This is a genomic window from Pseudomonas sp. LBUM1662, assembly GCF_059695915.1.
Window position 1 is genome coordinate 3407726 of record NZ_CP166793.1, and the last position, 15877, is coordinate 3423602.

14 protein-coding genes are annotated in these 15877 nt (G+C 59.4%); 7 read left to right on the plus strand and 7 right to left on the minus strand.

All coding sequences use genetic code 11. The annotated features are described in order from the left end of the window. Positions 1-49: 49 nt before the first annotated feature. Genes fdhE through fdnG form a run of 4 tightly spaced genes read right to left on the minus strand, consistent with a single transcriptional unit; the run spans position 50 to position 5632 of the window. Positions 50-976, minus strand: a complete 927-nt coding sequence (fdhE, locus tag ACA049_RS15330) for a formate dehydrogenase accessory protein FdhE (protein WP_497328134.1) — start codon at positions 974-976, stop codon at positions 50-52. 4 nt (positions 977-980) lie between these two features. Continuing rightward, positions 981-1634: a formate dehydrogenase subunit gamma gene (locus ACA049_RS15335; protein WP_497328136.1), complete on the minus strand. Its 654-nt coding sequence runs from the start codon at positions 1632-1634 to the stop codon at positions 981-983. Continuing rightward, on the minus strand, positions 1631-2566 hold the full coding sequence (gene fdxH / locus ACA049_RS15340; protein ID WP_497328138.1) for a formate dehydrogenase subunit beta: 936 nt from the start codon (positions 2564-2566) through the stop codon (positions 1631-1633). The genes ACA049_RS15335 and fdxH overlap by 4 nt, the downstream gene beginning before the upstream one ends. Next, positions 2567-5632 carry a formate dehydrogenase-N subunit alpha gene (fdnG, locus tag ACA049_RS15345; protein WP_497328140.1) on the minus strand — a complete coding sequence of 1022 codons (3066 nt, stop codon included), beginning with the start codon at positions 5630-5632 and terminating at the stop codon, positions 2567-2569. It abuts the gene before it with no gap. A gap of 369 nt (positions 5633-6001) precedes the next feature. Here fdnG and ACA049_RS15350 point away from each other — a divergent pair, with 369 nt between their 5' ends. The 5 genes from ACA049_RS15350 to ACA049_RS15370 all read left to right on the plus strand — a co-directional run bounded on the left by ACA049_RS15350 (position 6002) and on the right by ACA049_RS15370 (position 11143). Beyond that, on the plus strand, positions 6002-7156 hold the full coding sequence (locus ACA049_RS15350; RefSeq protein ID WP_497328142.1) for a MalY/PatB family protein: 1155 nt from the start codon (positions 6002-6004) through the stop codon (positions 7154-7156). 230 nt (positions 7157-7386) lie between these two features. Then, positions 7387-8244, plus strand: coding sequence for an SDR family oxidoreductase (locus ACA049_RS15355; RefSeq protein WP_497328144.1), 858 nt, complete (start codon positions 7387-7389; stop codon positions 8242-8244). A 296-nt stretch (positions 8245-8540) separates the two neighbouring features. Further along, on the plus strand, positions 8541-9884 hold the full coding sequence (locus tag ACA049_RS15360) for a cation:proton antiporter (protein ID WP_497328146.1): 1344 nt from the start codon (positions 8541-8543) through the stop codon (positions 9882-9884). Then, on the plus strand, positions 9881-10372 hold the full coding sequence (locus ACA049_RS15365; RefSeq protein ID WP_497328148.1) for a hypothetical protein: 492 nt from the start codon (positions 9881-9883) through the stop codon (positions 10370-10372). The genes ACA049_RS15360 and ACA049_RS15365 overlap by 4 nt, the downstream gene beginning before the upstream one ends. 294 nt (positions 10373-10666) lie before the next feature. Beyond that, positions 10667-11143 carry a PA2171 family ribosome-binding persister protein gene (locus ACA049_RS15370; RefSeq protein WP_497328150.1) on the plus strand — a complete coding sequence of 159 codons (477 nt, stop codon included), beginning with the start codon at positions 10667-10669 and terminating at the stop codon, positions 11141-11143. A 56-nt stretch (positions 11144-11199) separates the two neighbouring features. Here ACA049_RS15370 and ACA049_RS15375 read toward each other — a convergent pair whose 3' ends face one another. Further along, positions 11200-11736, minus strand: coding sequence for a hypothetical protein (locus ACA049_RS15375; RefSeq protein WP_497328152.1), 537 nt, complete (start codon positions 11734-11736; stop codon positions 11200-11202). A 138-nt stretch (positions 11737-11874) separates the two neighbouring features. On the opposite strand from ACA049_RS15375, the gene ACA049_RS15380 reads away from it, so the two are divergent. After that, the gene (locus ACA049_RS15380) at positions 11875-12108 is read left to right on the plus strand and encodes a hypothetical protein (protein ID WP_109631148.1); all 234 of its coding nucleotides are present in this window, start codon (positions 11875-11877) and stop codon (positions 12106-12108) included. Positions 12109-12120: 12 nt separating this feature from the next. On the opposite strand, the gene ACA049_RS15385 is transcribed toward ACA049_RS15380, so the two are convergent. Next, positions 12121-14043 carry a hybrid sensor histidine kinase/response regulator gene (locus tag ACA049_RS15385; protein WP_497328154.1) on the minus strand — a complete coding sequence of 641 codons (1923 nt, stop codon included), beginning with the start codon at positions 14041-14043 and terminating at the stop codon, positions 12121-12123. Positions 14044-14189: 146 nt separating this feature from the next. On the opposite strand from ACA049_RS15385, the gene ACA049_RS15390 reads away from it, so the two are divergent. Further along, positions 14190-14945, plus strand: coding sequence for a DJ-1/PfpI family protein (locus ACA049_RS15390; protein WP_497328156.1), 756 nt, complete (start codon positions 14190-14192; stop codon positions 14943-14945). On the opposite strand, the gene ACA049_RS15395 is transcribed toward ACA049_RS15390, so the two are convergent. Beyond that, on the minus strand, positions 14926-15834 hold the full coding sequence (locus tag ACA049_RS15395) for a zeta toxin family protein (RefSeq protein WP_497328158.1): 909 nt from the start codon (positions 15832-15834) through the stop codon (positions 14926-14928). The genes ACA049_RS15390 and ACA049_RS15395 overlap by 20 nt on opposite strands. Positions 15835-15877: the final 43 nt, after the last annotated feature.

Genomic DNA, 15877 nt, shown 5'->3' on the forward strand with positions numbered 1-15877 from the left:
AGGCGCTCCCGCAAACGTTGACTGTCGCGCCTGAGTGTAGCCGCTGTGCTTAGTCGCCTCCCGGAGCGAGCAGAAGATTCGGCGCCGGGCGCACATAACCTTCCTGCTCCAGACGCATGTCCAACATCAGGCTGGTCAGGTCGGTCGACAACGCTTCGGCCTCGGCGTCGTTTTCCAGGTACAGCAGTTTCAGGTAACTGTGGCAGCCGGGACAGGTTTCGGCGCGCAACGGCGCCTGATTGGCGGCGTGGCGGTCGTCATCAAGGCTGACATATTCCAGGCCTTTGCTTTGTTCGCAATACACACACTTGACCCGCACCACGTGCCATTCGCAGGCGCACAACGAGCACACCAGATAACGCAAACCGTTGTGTTTACCGCGATGGCGGATGACCCCGGCCATGGCCGGTGAACCACAGGCCGGGCATTGGCTGAGGCTGTCGCCGGGTTTCAGTGCAAGGTCCGGCGTGTTCAGCAGCCAATGACTGAAGACAGCCTGCAAAGCCGCGCCGAGAAACGGCACCAGTGCCGCCGGCAGCATCGAATACTGGCCGCTGACCAAGGCGATCGCCCAGGCTTTGCGTTGACCGTTATTGGCGTCGCGCAAGGAGGCGACGGCTTTCTCGACGGCAGCGTTTGGCGGTGGCGAAAATCGCTGCAGCAAGGCGTCGAGATACGCCAACCAGATGTCCTCGCGCACCAGGCTGTCGGCGGCGAACGGTGGCAAACCGTGTTGTTGGCACATTCGCAGTCGTTCGCGGTCGAGTGGCGCCTTTACAGGGGGATCGTCCAGCAGGTCCTGCTGAACCCGGCACAGGTCGATCACCAGGCGCAGGTAATCGGCCAATGGATGCCCATCCGCCAGTTTTTCCAGGCGCAGCGCCCGCAACGCGAACAGGTTGCTCGGCGGCAAGTGCAGGAACGGCGGTGAACCCGCCGCCGCTTCGATCTCGCCAGGCTCAAGAATGGTCGCCAAGAGGTCATCCTTTTTTGTTGATCGGTCGATCCGGGTTTTCGTCCCGGGTCACTTCCCGGTACCAGAGTTCATGGTGCTTCCTCGCCCAGGCGCGGCTGACCCAGCCATGCACCATGGCGCTGATCGAGCCCTTGATCCAGATGCCCGCGTAGATGTGGATGATGATGCTCAACACCAGCACAAAACCGGCCAAGGCATGCAGCAGCATCGCCCAGCGAATCGAGGTGATGCCGAAATATTCGCTGAAGTACGCACGCCAGATCACCAAGCCGCTGAACAGCAACACCAGCATGCAAATCAGCAAGGTCCAGAACAGCAGTTTCTGCCCCGGGTTGTACTTGCCGATGGGCGGCACGCCCTCCTCGTCATTGACGATCACCCGCCCGATGCGCCTGAGCCACAAGCGGTCATTGCTGATAAAGAAATTGGCCCGAAAGAACTGAAACACCAGGCCAAGGAACAGCACAAACATCACCACGCCCATGAACGGGTGCAGGATGCGCGTCCACGGTCCGCCACCGAACAGATTGCTCAGCCAGAACAGCGCCGGATGGAACAGCGCCAGACCCGACAACGCGGCCATGAAAAACAGGATCGCCACCAGCCAGTGATTGGTGCGCTGGTTCGGGGTGTAACGCAGGATCTGTCTGCGGATCATGGTCTGTCCTCCCCGCGCGGATCAAAGGTGTGCACCGATGGATCGACTTCATGCACCGCCGGGTCCTTGAGCGGCGGTAATTCATCCTCTTCAACCACCTGCGGACCGACGCGCACGTAGTGGAAGAACCCGGCCAGCACCGCCAGGCCCATCGCCAGCAAGCCCAAGGGTTTGCTCACGCCCTTCCACAATTCCACCAACGGGCTGATCGTCGGGCTGCCTGGCAATCCGGCGTAGAGCGTCGGCGTGTCCGCGTGATGCAACACGTACATGACGTGCGTGCCGCCCACGCCTTCGGGGTCGTACAGACCGGCTTGATCGAAGCCGCGGCTTTTCAGGTCGACGATGCGTTCGGCGGCGTGTTCCTTCATGTCTTCCTTGGTGCCGAACACGATGGCGCCGGTCGGGCAGGTTTTCACGCAGGCCGGTTCCAGCCCCACGGCCACCCGGTCTGAACACAAGGTGCATTTGTAGGCCTTGTGATCCTTTTGCGAGATCCGCGGAATGTTGAACGGGCATCCGGTGATGCAATAGCCGCAGCCGATGCAATGGTCCTGATCGAAATCGACGATGCCATTGGCGTGCTTGATGATCGCCCCCGGGCTCGGGCACGCCGCCAGGCAACCGGGTTCGGCGCAGTGCATGCAGCCGTCCTTGCGGATCAGCCACTCCAGGTTGCCGGCATCGGTTTCATGCTCGGTGAAGCGCATGAGGGTCCAGGTTTCTGCGCTGAGGTCCTGCGGGTTGTCGTAGGTCCCGAGATTGTGGCCGACCTCGTCGCGCAGCTCGTTCCATTCCGAGCAGGCGACCTGGCAGGCCTTGCAGCCGATGCACTTGGTGGTGTCGATCAGCTTGGCCACTTCCTCCTGATTGCGCACCGAGGGCGAGACCGTGGTGGTGGCCGAACGGGCAATGATGTCTTGGCTGGCCATTTAGACTTTCTCCACGTTGACCAGGAATGACTTGGATTCCGGGGTCTGTGTGTTGCCATCGCCGAGGAACGGCACCAGGGTGTTGGTCAGGTAGCCGTGGCGCGTGAGGCCGGTAAATCCCCAGTGCAGCGGGATGCCGATCTGGTGCACCACCTGATTGTTGACCTGCAGCGGACGAATCCGCTTGGTCACCACCGCCACCGCCTCGATATGCCCGCGCTTGGAGCTGACGCGGACCCGGTCGCCGGCCACTATTCCCTTCTCCTTGGCCAGCACTTCGCCGATCTCGACGAATTGCTCCGGTTGGGCAATCGCGTTGAGCTTGCAATGCTTGCTCCAGAAGTGGAAATGCTCGGTCAGCCGGTAGCTCGTCGCCGCATAGGGATAGTCCTTGGCCACGCCGAGGGAATCCCACACCGAATCGAAGATCCGCGCCGCCGGGTTGCTCGTCGCTTTCTTGTTTTGCGGGTGCAGCGGGTTGATGCCGATCGGGGTCTCGAACGGCTCGTAGTGCTCGGGGAATGGGCCCTCGTTCATCTTGTCGACGGCAAAGAACCGCGCCACGCCTTCGGGGTTCATGATGAACGGATTCATCCCGGCCTCCGGTGGCGTGTCGGCTTTGAAGTCCGGCACATCGGTGCCGCCCCAAGCTTTGCCGTTCCACCACACCAGGCGCTTTTTCTCGTCCCACGGTTTGCCTTGCGGGTCGGCTGACGCGCGGTTGTAGAGAATCCGCCGGTTGGCCGGCCACGCCCAAGCCCAGCCCTGATGCTGGTGCATGCCGTAAGGGTCGTTGTTGTCGCGCCGGGCCATCTGGTTGCCGGTCTCGGTCCAGCTGCCACAGAAAATCCAGCAACCGGACGCCGTGCTGCCGTCGTCCTTGAGCTGGCCGAAACCGGCCAGTTGCGCGTTGCTCTTGATCGTTGCGCCGGTGGCATCGGTGAAATCGGCGATGGCATAGCCGTTGATTTCCCGCGCCAGCTCTTCCGGCGTCGGTTCGTCGGCGATCTTGTATGGCCAGGACAGTTTGAGGATCGGGTCGGGATAAGCGCCGCCCTTGGCTTGATAGCGCTGGCGCAGACGCAGGAACAGCTCGCTCATGATCTGCACGTCGGTGCGCGCTTCGCCCGGTCCATCGGCGCCTTTCCAGTGCCATTGCAGCCAGCGGCTGCTGTTGACCAGCGAGCCGTCCTCCTCGGCGAAACAGGTGGTGGGCAGGCGAATCACTTCGGTCTGGATACCGGCGGTTTCCACATCATTGTACGGCCCGACATTGCGCCAGAACTCCGAGGTCTCGGTGGACAGCGGGTCCATCACCACCAGCCATTTCAGCTTGGCCAGCGCCGCCATCACGCGGTTTTTATCGGGCAGCGCGGCGATGGGGTTGAAGCCCTGGCACATATAGCCGTTGACCTTGCCCTGGCCCATCAGGTCGAACACTTTGAGGATGTCGTAGTTGGGAATGTCCAGTTTCGGCAAATAGTCGTAAGCCCAGTTGTTCTCCAGCGTCGCGTTGTCGCGATACCAGGCTTTCATCAGGCTGACGTGGAATTTGCTGTAGTTCTGCCAATAGGACAGTTGCCCCGGACGCAACGGCATTTGCGTGCGTTTGGTGATGTAGGCGGTGTAATCCTGCTCGGCATCGCCCGGCAAGGTCAGGTAGCCCGGCAGCGAGTTGGACAGCAGGCCGAGGTCGGTCAGGCCCTGGATGTTGGAGTGCCCGCGCAAGGCATTGACGCCGCCGCCCGGCATGCCGACGTTGCCCAACAGCAGTTGCACCATCGCGGCGCTGCGGATGATTTGCGAACCGATCGAGTGCTGGGTCCATCCCAGCGCATACAGAATCGTCATGGTCTTGCCCGGCTGCGAGCAAGTGGCGATTTCTTCCCAGATCTTCTGCATGGCATCGACCGGCATGCCACAAATCTGGCTCGCCAGTTGAATGTTGTAGCGGCTGTAATGCTGCTTCATCAATTGATAGACGCAGTGCGGGTCCTGCAGGGTCGGGTCGACCTTGACGAAGCCGTCCTCGCCGAGTTCATAACCCCAGCCGGACTTGTCGGTATACGCGCGCTTGGCCACGTCGTAACCGCTGAAGATGCCGTCCTCGAAGCCATACCCGGCTTTGACGATGAATGATACGTCGGTGTAGTTGCGCACGTACTCGTGCTGGATCTTGTCCTCGGTCAGCAGGTAATTGATCAGCCCGCCCATGAAGGCGATGTCGGTGCCGGTGCGAATCGGTGCGTAATAGTCGGCCACCGAGGCGGTCCGGGTAAAACGCGGGTCGACCACGATCAAGCGCGCCTTGTTGTGCGCCTTGGCTTCGGTCACCCATTTGAAACCGCACGGGTGCGCTTCTGCTGCGTTGCCGCCCATCACCAGGATCAGATTCGCGTTAGCGATATCGGTCCAGGTATTGGTCATGGCACCACGGCCGTACGTCGGGGCAAGACTTGCCACCGTCGGGCCGTGTCAGACACGCGCCTGGTTATCAAACCCCAGCATGCCGAGACTGCGAATGACCTTGTGCGTGATATAGCCCGCTTCGTTGGACGCCGCCGAGGCCGCGAGGAAACCGGTGGTCAGCCAGCGGTTCACCGTTTGGCCCTTATCGTTCTTCTCGATGAAGTTGGCGTCGCGGTCGGCCTTCATCAGGTCGGCGACGCGGTCCAGCGCTTCATCCCACGAGATGCGCGTCCACTCACTGCTGCCGGGCTTGCGCACTTGCGGGTATTGCAGACGCCCGGGGCTGTGAATGAAGTCCAGCAGGCCCGCGCCTTTGGGGCACAGGGTGCCGCGGTTGACGGGGTGGTCGGCATCGCCTTCGATGTGAATGATGCTTTGCGCGACGTTCTTGGCGGTGTCGCCCTGGCTGTACATGATCAATCCGCAGCCGACCGAGCAATACGGGCAGGTGTTGCGGGTTTCATGGGTGTGGGCGAGTTTGAAATGGCGTACCTGCTCGGCGAAGGCCGGCGCCGGGAGCATGCCCAGCGCGCCGAGGCTCGAGCCCGCAAGGCCGATACCAGCGACCTTGAAGAACTGACGACGGTTGAGGTCCATCGTGCACTCCTGATCAGGTGGAGACCCGGTACTTTTGCCGGGTTTTTCTGGACGATCACGGTGGCGGCAGCGTGGCTACCGACACTTGAAACTCTAGCCAACGGAAGAACTGACTGCCTGAAAACCGACCATCGGGCATCCCGTATTCCAGCCATCACACATAACCCTGTGGGAGCGGGCTTGCTCGCGAAAGCGGTGTGTCAGGCGACATATGTATTACTGACAGACCGCTTTCGCGAGCAAGTCGAATCGTCGCACCGCCGCTCCCACAGGGGATTTGTGGTGTTCGGGGAATTACCGTCTCGCTCCCACAGGGGCTTGGCGTTTATCATGGCGCCACGTTCAACCACGCTTTTTACGAGACTGAGCATGACCTTCGATTTTGATCAGGTGTTCGACCGCCACGACACCGGCAGTACCAAGTGGAGCCGCTACCCGGCCGACGTGTTGCCGATGTGGGTCGCCGACATGGACTTCGCCGCGCCACCGGTCATCCTGGAAGCCCTGCGCAAACGCCTGGAACACCCGATGGTCGGTTACAGCGTGCCTCAGGACGATTTGCGCGCCGCCATCGTCGCCGACCTCTGGAGCAAATACGCCTGGCACGTCTTGCCTGAAGAACTGATCTTCCTGCCGGGCGTGGAGTCGGGTTTCAACATGGCGCTGAAGGCACTGGTCGAGCCGCAACAAACCGTGGTGGTTCAGGTGCCGAACTACCCGCCGCTGCGCCATGCGCCGGGCCATTGGGGTTTGAACAAGGTTGAGCTCGAATTCGACGCATTGGCTGACGGCACCTATGGCACGCAGATCGAGGCCTTGAGTCGGGCACTGACCGGCGGCGGTGCGCTGCTGCTGAGCAACCCGCATAACCCGCTGGGCAAGGTTTTCCCACAGGAAGAGCTGCAAGCGGTGGCCGATATCTGCCTGGAACACAACGCGTGGATCATCTCTGACGAGATTCATGCCGAGCTGTGCTTCGATGGCCGCGTGCACATTCCCACGGCCTCGCTCAGCCCCGAGATCGCCAAGCGCACCATCACCCTGATGTCGGCGAGCAAGGCTTACAACATTGCCGGCCTGAAAACCTCTTTCATGATCATTCAGGACCCGGCCGTGCGAGCGCGGGTCAATCATGCCCGTTGCGGCATGGTCGACAGCGTCAACCCGCTGGGCATGGAAGCGACTCGCGTTGCCTACAGCGAAGGCGGCCCGTGGCTGGCCGGGTTGAAGGCGTACCTGCAAGGCAATCGGGATTATCTGGTGGAAGCGGTCCGCGCGCGTTTGCCGGGTGTGACGATGAACATCCCGCAAGGCACGTATCTGGCGTGGCTCGATTGCTCGGCCCTTGGGCTGGACAACCCGCAGCAGTTCTTCCTCGATCAGGCCAAGGTCGGCCTGAGCCCCGGCCTGGATTTCGGCGATAACGCCCGGCAATTCGTGCGCCTGAACTTCGGCTGTCCGCGGGCGTTGCTGGAGGAAGGTTTGGCGCGCATGCAGCGCAGCTTGCGCAACCTCAAGGCCTGACCCCCCTCAGCAACACAACAAATCACCTGTGGGAGCGGGCTTGCTCGCGAAAGCGGAGTGTCAGACGACATATGTATTACTGACACACCGCTTTCGCGAGCAAGCCCGCTCCCACATGGGGATTTGCGTGGTTTTGGGGTTTTGTGAACGCTCTGAAATCCAACCGAACTCAAGGCAAAACCCCAAGGTCAACCCTCTGACACTGGTGCCCTGAGAACGGAGATTTCATGATGACCGATTACCCAAAACCACCCTTCAAGAAACAAGCCCAGCCTGTTCCCGGCTCGCAAAAGAAAATGGAGCCGTATCCGGATTGTGGCGAACAAAGCTACAAAGGCTCGGGCCGGCTGGACGGCAAGATCGCCCTGATCACCGGGGCTGACAGCGGCATCGGCCGCGCGGTGGCCATCGCCTTCGCCCGTGAAGGGGCCGACGTCGCGATCGCCTACCTCAACGAACATGAAGACGCGCAGGAAACCGCACGCTGGGTCGAACAGGCCGGACGCCAATGCATCCTGCTGCCCGGCGACATCGCGCAGAAAGCGCAATGCCAGGCCTTGGTGGACAAGACGGTCGAACGCTTCGGCCGGATCGATATTCTGGTCAACAACGCCGCCTTCCAGATGACTCACGAGAACTTCGAAGACATCCCGGACGAAGAATGGGTGATGACTTTCGACGTGAACATCACCGCCATGTTCCGGATTTGCCAGGCCGCAATGAAGCACATGAAGGCCGGCAGCTCGATCATCAACACCAGTTCGATCAACTCGGACATGCCCAAACCTACCCTCCTCGCTTACGCCACAACCAAAGGCGCGATCGCCAACTTCACCGGCGGCCTGGCGCAGATGCTCGGGCCGAAAAACATCCGGGTGAACAGCGTGGCGCCGGGGCCGATCTGGACACCGCTGATCGTCTCGACCATGCCCGATGACGAAGTGCAGAACTTCGGTTCACAAACCCCGCTGGGTCGCCCGGGACAACCGGTGGAAGTGGCGCCGATTTATGTGCTGCTGGCGTCGGACGAGGCCAGTTACATCACCGGACAGCGCTACGGCGTAACCGGCGGCAAACCAATGTTGTGACCGATCCCTTCGTAGCAGCTGACGAGCAGCGCGAGGCTGCGTTCGGCTGCGCAGCAGTCGTAAAACCATTCAGCCACGGTGTTTCAGGTAAACCGTACGTGCAGGGTTTACGACTGCTTCGCAGCCGAACGCAGCCTCGCGCTGCTCGGCAGCTGCTACCAGGGACCTCGGCGAACACGCGAAAAAATGAACCCCTGACAAATCTCCCCGCTCAATACGTTTAGGCCCCCATCACGGGCTGCTCGGTTGATCCCCAGAGGCCCACAAACACGGCCCACTCCCAGCGAGTATCTAGCATGAGTTTCATTATATGGGTGGCCGTGTTGGGTGCCGTATTGCTGACGCTGGCGTTGACTTCGTCCTACCTGCGCTGGATGCCGGTGACCACGTCGGCTGTGTGTTTGGTGCTGGGTGCCGTCATCGGGCCGGCCGGGTTCGGGCTGTTGAAGCTGGACACCGCTGATGCGTCGATCTGGATGGAACACCTGACGGAAGTCGCGGTGCTCTTTTCGTTGTTTGTCTGTGGCCTGAAACTGCGCTCGCCGCTGAAGCATAAAAACTGGAGGGTCGCCTTCGGCCTGGCCGGCCCGGTCATGCTGTTGACCATTGTCGGCATCTGTTTGCTGCTGCATTACGGGCTGCAATTGTCGTGGGGCGTGTCGATGCTGATCGCCTCGATCCTGGCGCCGACCGACCCGGTGCTCGCTGCGTTGGTTCAGGTCAACGACGCGCGGGATGACGACAGTGTGCGGTTTGGCCTCTCCGGTGAAGCCGGGCTCAATGACGGGATTGCGTTTCCGTTCGTGATCCTTGGCCTGCTCCTGCTGCAACATGAGGGTAATCCCGGCTGGTTTGGCGACTGGGTGCTGCGCAGCGTGATCTGGGCCGTTCCGGCCGGCTTGTTGATGGGTTACTGGATGGGACGCGGCATCGGGCGCCTGACGTTGTCACTGCGAATCAAGAACGATGACAGCACGCTGTCCCCGAACGATTACCTCGCCCTCGCCTTGATTGCGTTGGCGTATGTCGGGGCCGAGTCGATCCACGCCTACGGGTTTTTGTCGGTATTCGCCGCCGGCCTCGGATTGCGTCAGGAAGAAGTCAGCTCCACGGGCAATGACGCAGTCCCGGCCGAGCATCTGGTCCAGCCGGTGGTCGGTCACCAGAACGTCGAACCGCAACACGCGGTGCATGGCGACACCGAGCACCTTGAAGACACTCAGGTCGCGGCGGGCATCATGATGGGTGACATGCTCGCCTTCGGCAGCCTGGTGGAGCGGGCCATGGAAGTGTTTCTGGTCACGCTGCTCGGCGTTGTGCTGATCGCTCACTGGGACTGGCGCGCGCTGCTGGTCGGCGGGGTGTTGTTTTGCGTTGTTCGCCCCTTGAGTGTCGCCGTGATGCCATGGGGCCGGTTGCTCGATTGGCGCCAGCGCATGTTGATCGGCTGGTTCGGCATACGCGGCATCGGCAGCCTGTATTACCTGTTCTATGCCTTGAATCACGGGCTGGGCCCGTCGGTGTCGACGCTGTGCATGGACCTGACGTTGTCCGTGGTTGCCTTAAGCATTCTGATCCACGGGGTCAGCACGCAACCCACCCTCGCCCGCTATGAACGGCACAAGAAACAGGTTATTTGATTTTTCGCCTGCGTATTTTCGGTTGGACCCATCGAATTTTCGCCATCAGATATTTGAAATCCCTGCGAAACCCGACAGTCACACACTTAATTCCGCCTGACTTTTTCAGCACGGCGGGACACGACAGTGTTCGGTTCCACTGTGGCAACGATGCCTTCAAAGGGGACCTCGGAACGTTAAAGGTGCCGGTCATGATCCATTGTTCAACCCCCGATCAAATCAAAGCCTGCAGGGCGTTCGCCCTGGAATGCAATCGCCAGATGTTCGAAGACGCCCAGGCGCTGAGCCGCTGCGCCTTCGAGATGCTTGAGAGCGGCGAGATGGACATGGAACGGTTTGAGCGCTATCGGGCGATGCGCAGGAAGGCTGATTTGAAGTTTCAGGAAGCGATTGAGCATCTGCGCGTGCTCAACGAGGATTTCCCGCCGATCCCGATGTCGGTGAACAACTCCCACCGGTTGCGCCAGCAGCTTGAAGATCGGGCTTGAGCCCGAAAGAACCCGGCTGCTGACAATGAACATGTGGCGAATCTGATCGACGGTAAGACGCCAAAAATTCACATTTTCCGACGGAAAAAATTCGCGCCGCGAACTGCATGAGTCAATTTCCGGACTCATGCAGCCTGCACGACCTCAGTTCGCCATCAGCCTTTTCAACTTGTTGTTTTATATGGGGTTACTGGCAGATCGAAAATCGGCACGACAAATGCTCCAGGACAATGAGCGACCTACGGCCATGAGACCGTTTGCGCCCATCCCCGTGACTATTTGAGAGATTCGACCATGAATGCAATCGACCTGTTGAAAGCTGACCATGAACGCGTAAAGGGCATCCTGACCCAGTTGAGCGAGTCCACCGAGCGTGGCGTTAAAAAACGCACCGAGCTGCTGGCCAAGCTTGAAATGGAAATTGCCATCCATACCCGCCTCGAAGAGGAAGTCTTGTACCCGGCATATAAAAAGGCCGGAGGCAAGGAACAGGACGTCATGTATTACGAAGCCAAGGAAGAACACCGCACCGTGGATTCACTGGTGCTGCCGGACCTGAAAGTCACCGACCCTTCCACTCCCGAATTTGCAGGTCGAGTGAAGGTGGTCAAAGAGCTGCTGGAGCATCACATCGAAGAAGAGGAAACAGAAATGTTCCCTCAAGCCAAAAAGCTGCTGGGCAAAGCCACCCTGGAAGAGTTGGGTGCGCAGATGGAAACGCTGAAAGCCCAGTACAAGAAAGAAATGAGCACGCCTAATATGGCGGCATGATTCGCTTGTCCGATGTAAAGAAGCCCGGCAAATGCCGGGCTTTTTGCAAGTGCGGATCAGCCACCCGGATTGGTCACCTGGATGTAAACCGCGTAGCTGCCCAGCAACACCCAGAAGGTGGCGAAGATCCAAGGGGTGCGCACGGAAAAAAGCAGCGATTTGCGATAACCCTTGTGGGACGATTCCATCTCGCTGAACAGCGGGGATTCATCGTACGCCAACCCCATCAATGGCTCGCTGCGCAGCAACTCACTTTGCTTGAAGTGCCAATGATCGATGATGTCATAGGCCGCACGAATCCCCGGCCAGGCATTCAGCGAACTGAGCAACCCCAGCAACGCGAGGAACGGCGGCACCACCAGGGTGAAGAGTTTCCCCCACTCGGGATTGAGGTTGGACATGCAGGACGCGAAGGCAATCACAAGAAACGATTGCGCAGCGAGATAAGCATCGGTTCGATTGGCGAGAATGCTGGTCTCGTACTGGATTTCCCGGCGGTAGAAATCCAGGCGCTCCTTTGGCGAGCCGAACATCTTGGCGTTGTGTTCGGTCAGGGTTTCTTCGGCTGGGGCTTTGGTCAGTATTCTTGGCACGGTGACTACACATGAGCTGGGAAAGCGTTTAGAAGAAACCTGCCCATTCAAAGTTCAGCCGGATTTAATGCGCCTCGCTCGAACGCTGCTTCGCCGCCGTGGTCCTTCAGATACAGACTCTGACTTCAAGGACCGCGCATGGACTCTCTCGACTGGGTGCAATGGCCGGCGATGCTGGTCACGGTGCTGGCGGCGTGGTTGATCGGCTCACAAACACCCTCGCGCAGGGTGTGGGGCTTCAGCTGCTTTATCGTCAGCAACCTGTTGTGGGTGATCTGGGGTTACCACACCCACGCCTATGCATTGATCGTGTTGCAGTTTTGCCTGTGTGCCATGAACTTGCGCGGCTTCAGGAAGAACGCGAACGGCTGAGCGCAGTGCCAGTCATTTCATGGCTTGGGCAATGACCTCCACCAGATTGAGTTGGGTATAAGGCTTGGACAAGCGCGGGAGTTCGGTCGCGAAGCCTTCCAGGCGCTCGGCATAACCCGTGGCAAGAATAATCGGCAGGTTTGGCCTCAGGGTCCGGATGGCTTTTGCCAGTTGCGCGCCATTCATTTGTGGCATCGCCATGTCGGTAATGACCAGGTCAATGTGCTGCTCGGTGTTAAACAGCTCCAGCGCTTGTGTGCCGGACACCGCACTGAGTACCCGGTGGCCGAGGTCCTCCAGCAGCAAACCGGTACTGGTCAACACCAGGCTGTCATCGTCCACGACCAATACGCACAATTGAGCCACCGGCGGTGCTTCCATTTCCGCTGCAGCGGGTTTGATGACCGAACTAGCGGTGGCGGCGGGTATCCAGAGTTCAGCGGTGGTGCCCATGTCCTTCTGGCTCTTGAGAATGAATCGCCCGCCCAATTGCTCGATAAAGCCATGCACCATCGACAACCCCAACCCAGTGCCTTTGCCCACGCCTTTTGTGGTGAAAAACGGGTCCATGGCCGAGGCCAGGGTGGCCTCATCCATCCCCTCTCCTGTATCGCTGACACTCAGGCAGACATATCGGCCGGCCTCCAGCATTAACGTTGATTGATCGGGGATTTCTTCGGTCCGGGTACTAATGACGATTTTGCCGCCGTTGGGCATGGCATCCCGGGCATTGGTGGCGAGGTTCAGTACCGCCAGTTCGAGTTGATTGACATCGGCCACGACCGGTACGAGGTCGGGGGAAAAGCGTGTTTCGAGCTGTACGGAAGGTCCGAGAGAGCTGCGCAACAGCCCACTGATCCCTTCCACCAGCGCAGGGATCTCAACGGATTCAGACTTGAGTTCCTGACGCCGGGCGAAAGCCAGCATGCGCTGGGTCAGGGAAACGCCACGCAAGGCACCCTGGGTGGCGTTGTCCACCAATCGAGTGACTTTCGGATCTTCTCCCACGCGTTTGCGCACGATTTCCAGGTTACCAAGGATGACCGTGAGCAAATTGTTGAAGTCATGGGCAATGCCTCCACTGAGTTGACCGATGGCCTGCATCTTCTGGGCCTGGAACAGCGCTTCACGGGTTTGCTCAAGCGCTTTCTGTGCAAGCGTGGCCTCGGTGATATCCCGGGTGATTTTGGCAAAACCCAGCAACGTGCCCGTTTCGCCCCAGATCGGATCGACCACGACATGGGCAAAGAACCGTGTGCCGTCCTTGCGCACGCGCCAGGCCTTGTTTTCGAAACGGCCCTCCCGCTTCGCTGTCTCCAGCGCACGTTGCGGCTCACCCGCTTCGCGGTCTTCGGGGGTGTAGAAGATCGAAAAATGCTGGCCGATGGCTTCTTCGGGACGGTAGCCCTTGATTCGCTGGGCCCCCAGGTTCCAGTTGGTCAGGCGTCCATCCGGGGCGAGCGTATAGATGGCGTAATCCGTGACGCTCTGAACCAGCAAGCGAAACTGCTGCTCGCTTTGCTTGAGGGTTTCTTCGGCCATTTTTCGGTCGGTCAGGTCCCGGGTGATCTTGGCAAAACCCAACAGCTTGCCGTTCGGATCGCGAATCGGATCGATCACCACGTGGCACCAGAAGTGCGTGCCGTCCTTGCGGACCCGCCAGCCTTCGCCCTCGAAACGTCCTTCGCGGATCGCCGTGTCCAGCGCGCGCTGGGGCAGACCGGCCTGGCGATCTTCTTCGGTATAAAACCGTGAGAAATGCTCACCGAGGATCTCCGCCTCCTCATACCCCTTGAAACGCCTGGCGCCAGCGTTCCAGCTGGTAATGACGCCGTCGGGATCAATCATGTAGATCGCGTAGTCCACCACGGCTTCTATCAGCAGGCGAAAGCGCATTTCCTCGATAGAGTTGGTTTTGGACTGGATATCGCTCATCGATCACACCCGTGATTATTGTTTTGTGGAGTATGCGACAAACCGTGGATCTGGTAAGCCAGAAAACGTTCGTGCACTGGAGCATAGCGCCCGGACCACCTATTCTCGACGCCAATCGCCATTCCCGGCCGATTCAAGGCGCCCCGATGATCCTTATTCTGTTGCCAACTTCTGACTACGATCCCACTGAAAGCAGCGTTCCATGGCAAGCCATGCGACAGGCCGGTTTCGACGTGCGATTTGCGTCACCCGAGGGGTTGCCCGCCTACGCCGACTCGCGCCTGGTGGACATCGGCTTCGGCCCCTTGAACCCGTTACTAATGACACGCAAGGCCGACCTTGCCAGCTACGCACGGATGATCGAAGACCCGTCATTTCGCAAACCGCTGTCCTATGACGATATAGACCCCGGCCAGTTCCACGGGTTGCTGATTCCTGGCGGTCACGCCAAGGGCATGCGCAGCCTGCTGGAGTCTGAGCAAGCCCGACGGATCGTCCTGCACTTTTTCAAGGCAGACAAACCGGTGGCAGCGGTCTGTCATGGCGTCTTGCTGTTCGCCCGCACCCTCGACCCCGACTCCGGGCTTTCGGTCTTGCAAGGTCGCAAGGTTACCGCATTGGTCGCCAATACCATGGAGTTGCCTGCCTGGGCACTGACCGCGGCCTGGCTAGGACGCTACTACCGGACTTATCCTCAAACTGTCGAAGCCGAAGTCACCGCCGCACTGTCCAGTCCGACGGACTTCCTACGCGGGCCATTCCTGGCGGTGCGTGATTCGGCGGACCAGCCACAACGAGGTTTCGCCGTGCGTGATGGCCAGTTGCTGACTGCTCGCTGGCCGGGCGACTGTCATCGCTTCGCCGCCGAATGGGTACGACTTCTTATCGGTTCACGTATTTGAGGATGTAGGCGTACAGGTCGCTGTAGACAACGTTCGGGACATACTGGGCGTGAACCCGCGCCTTATGTAGCGCCACATGACACTCTTTGACCACTTCGTCCCGTTCGCTTACGGCGAGGACGTGGTTATTGATGATGCTGAAATAGGCGGTGTATGCGAAAGCAACCTTGGATGTCGTAACGGTGACAGCACCATCGGCAGCCTTGGTGTAGGTGCTCTGGGCACGCAAGGCGCGGTCTTTCAATGCGCCGAACCCACGCTCGTACAGATTGAATTCGGAGCCACTGATCGCTTTTGCCGCCGTCTCGAACGCCAGGATGATTGCTTGCGTGTTATGCAGGCTGGTCTGAAGTGCCGATAACGTGACGAACCTTTCAAGTTCCTGTTTCTCCGCGCTCCTGAGTGCTCTTTTCATGCTCGACAGGTGAGCAAACGTTTGTGTGCAACCGACAATGTGGACTTCAAACTGATAACCGGCAGCCGTCGCCAGCGGCGGGAAAGAAGCGAATCCGATTTCGTCGAAGGCACACTCCATGATGATGTTGTATTTGAGGGTAAAGGCTTCGGTGAAGATTTTCTCGCTGACTTCCCGGACAAAGGCTTCCGTATGCTCATAGGCATGCAGGCTGCCAAGCTTTTTCATCTCGGCGTATTGAGGGTGTTTTTCCCGGTATTCGGGGAGGTACAGGCGGACATAAGTGTCATAGCGCTTGGAGGGCAGAAGGGATTTTTCCAGCAGATAGGTTTTACCTGACCCTTGCAGCCCGGCCACGACCAGCATTTTTGGGATGGTCTGGGCAGTAATGCCCCGAAACAGCGTCGTTTTTATTTCATTAAATGCTGTGGTGACTTGCTCGGGGGTATAGGAATACTTCGGGGTTACGGACATACCTTGATTTCCTTATCAAAGAACCGGCTGAAAAGTGATGCCG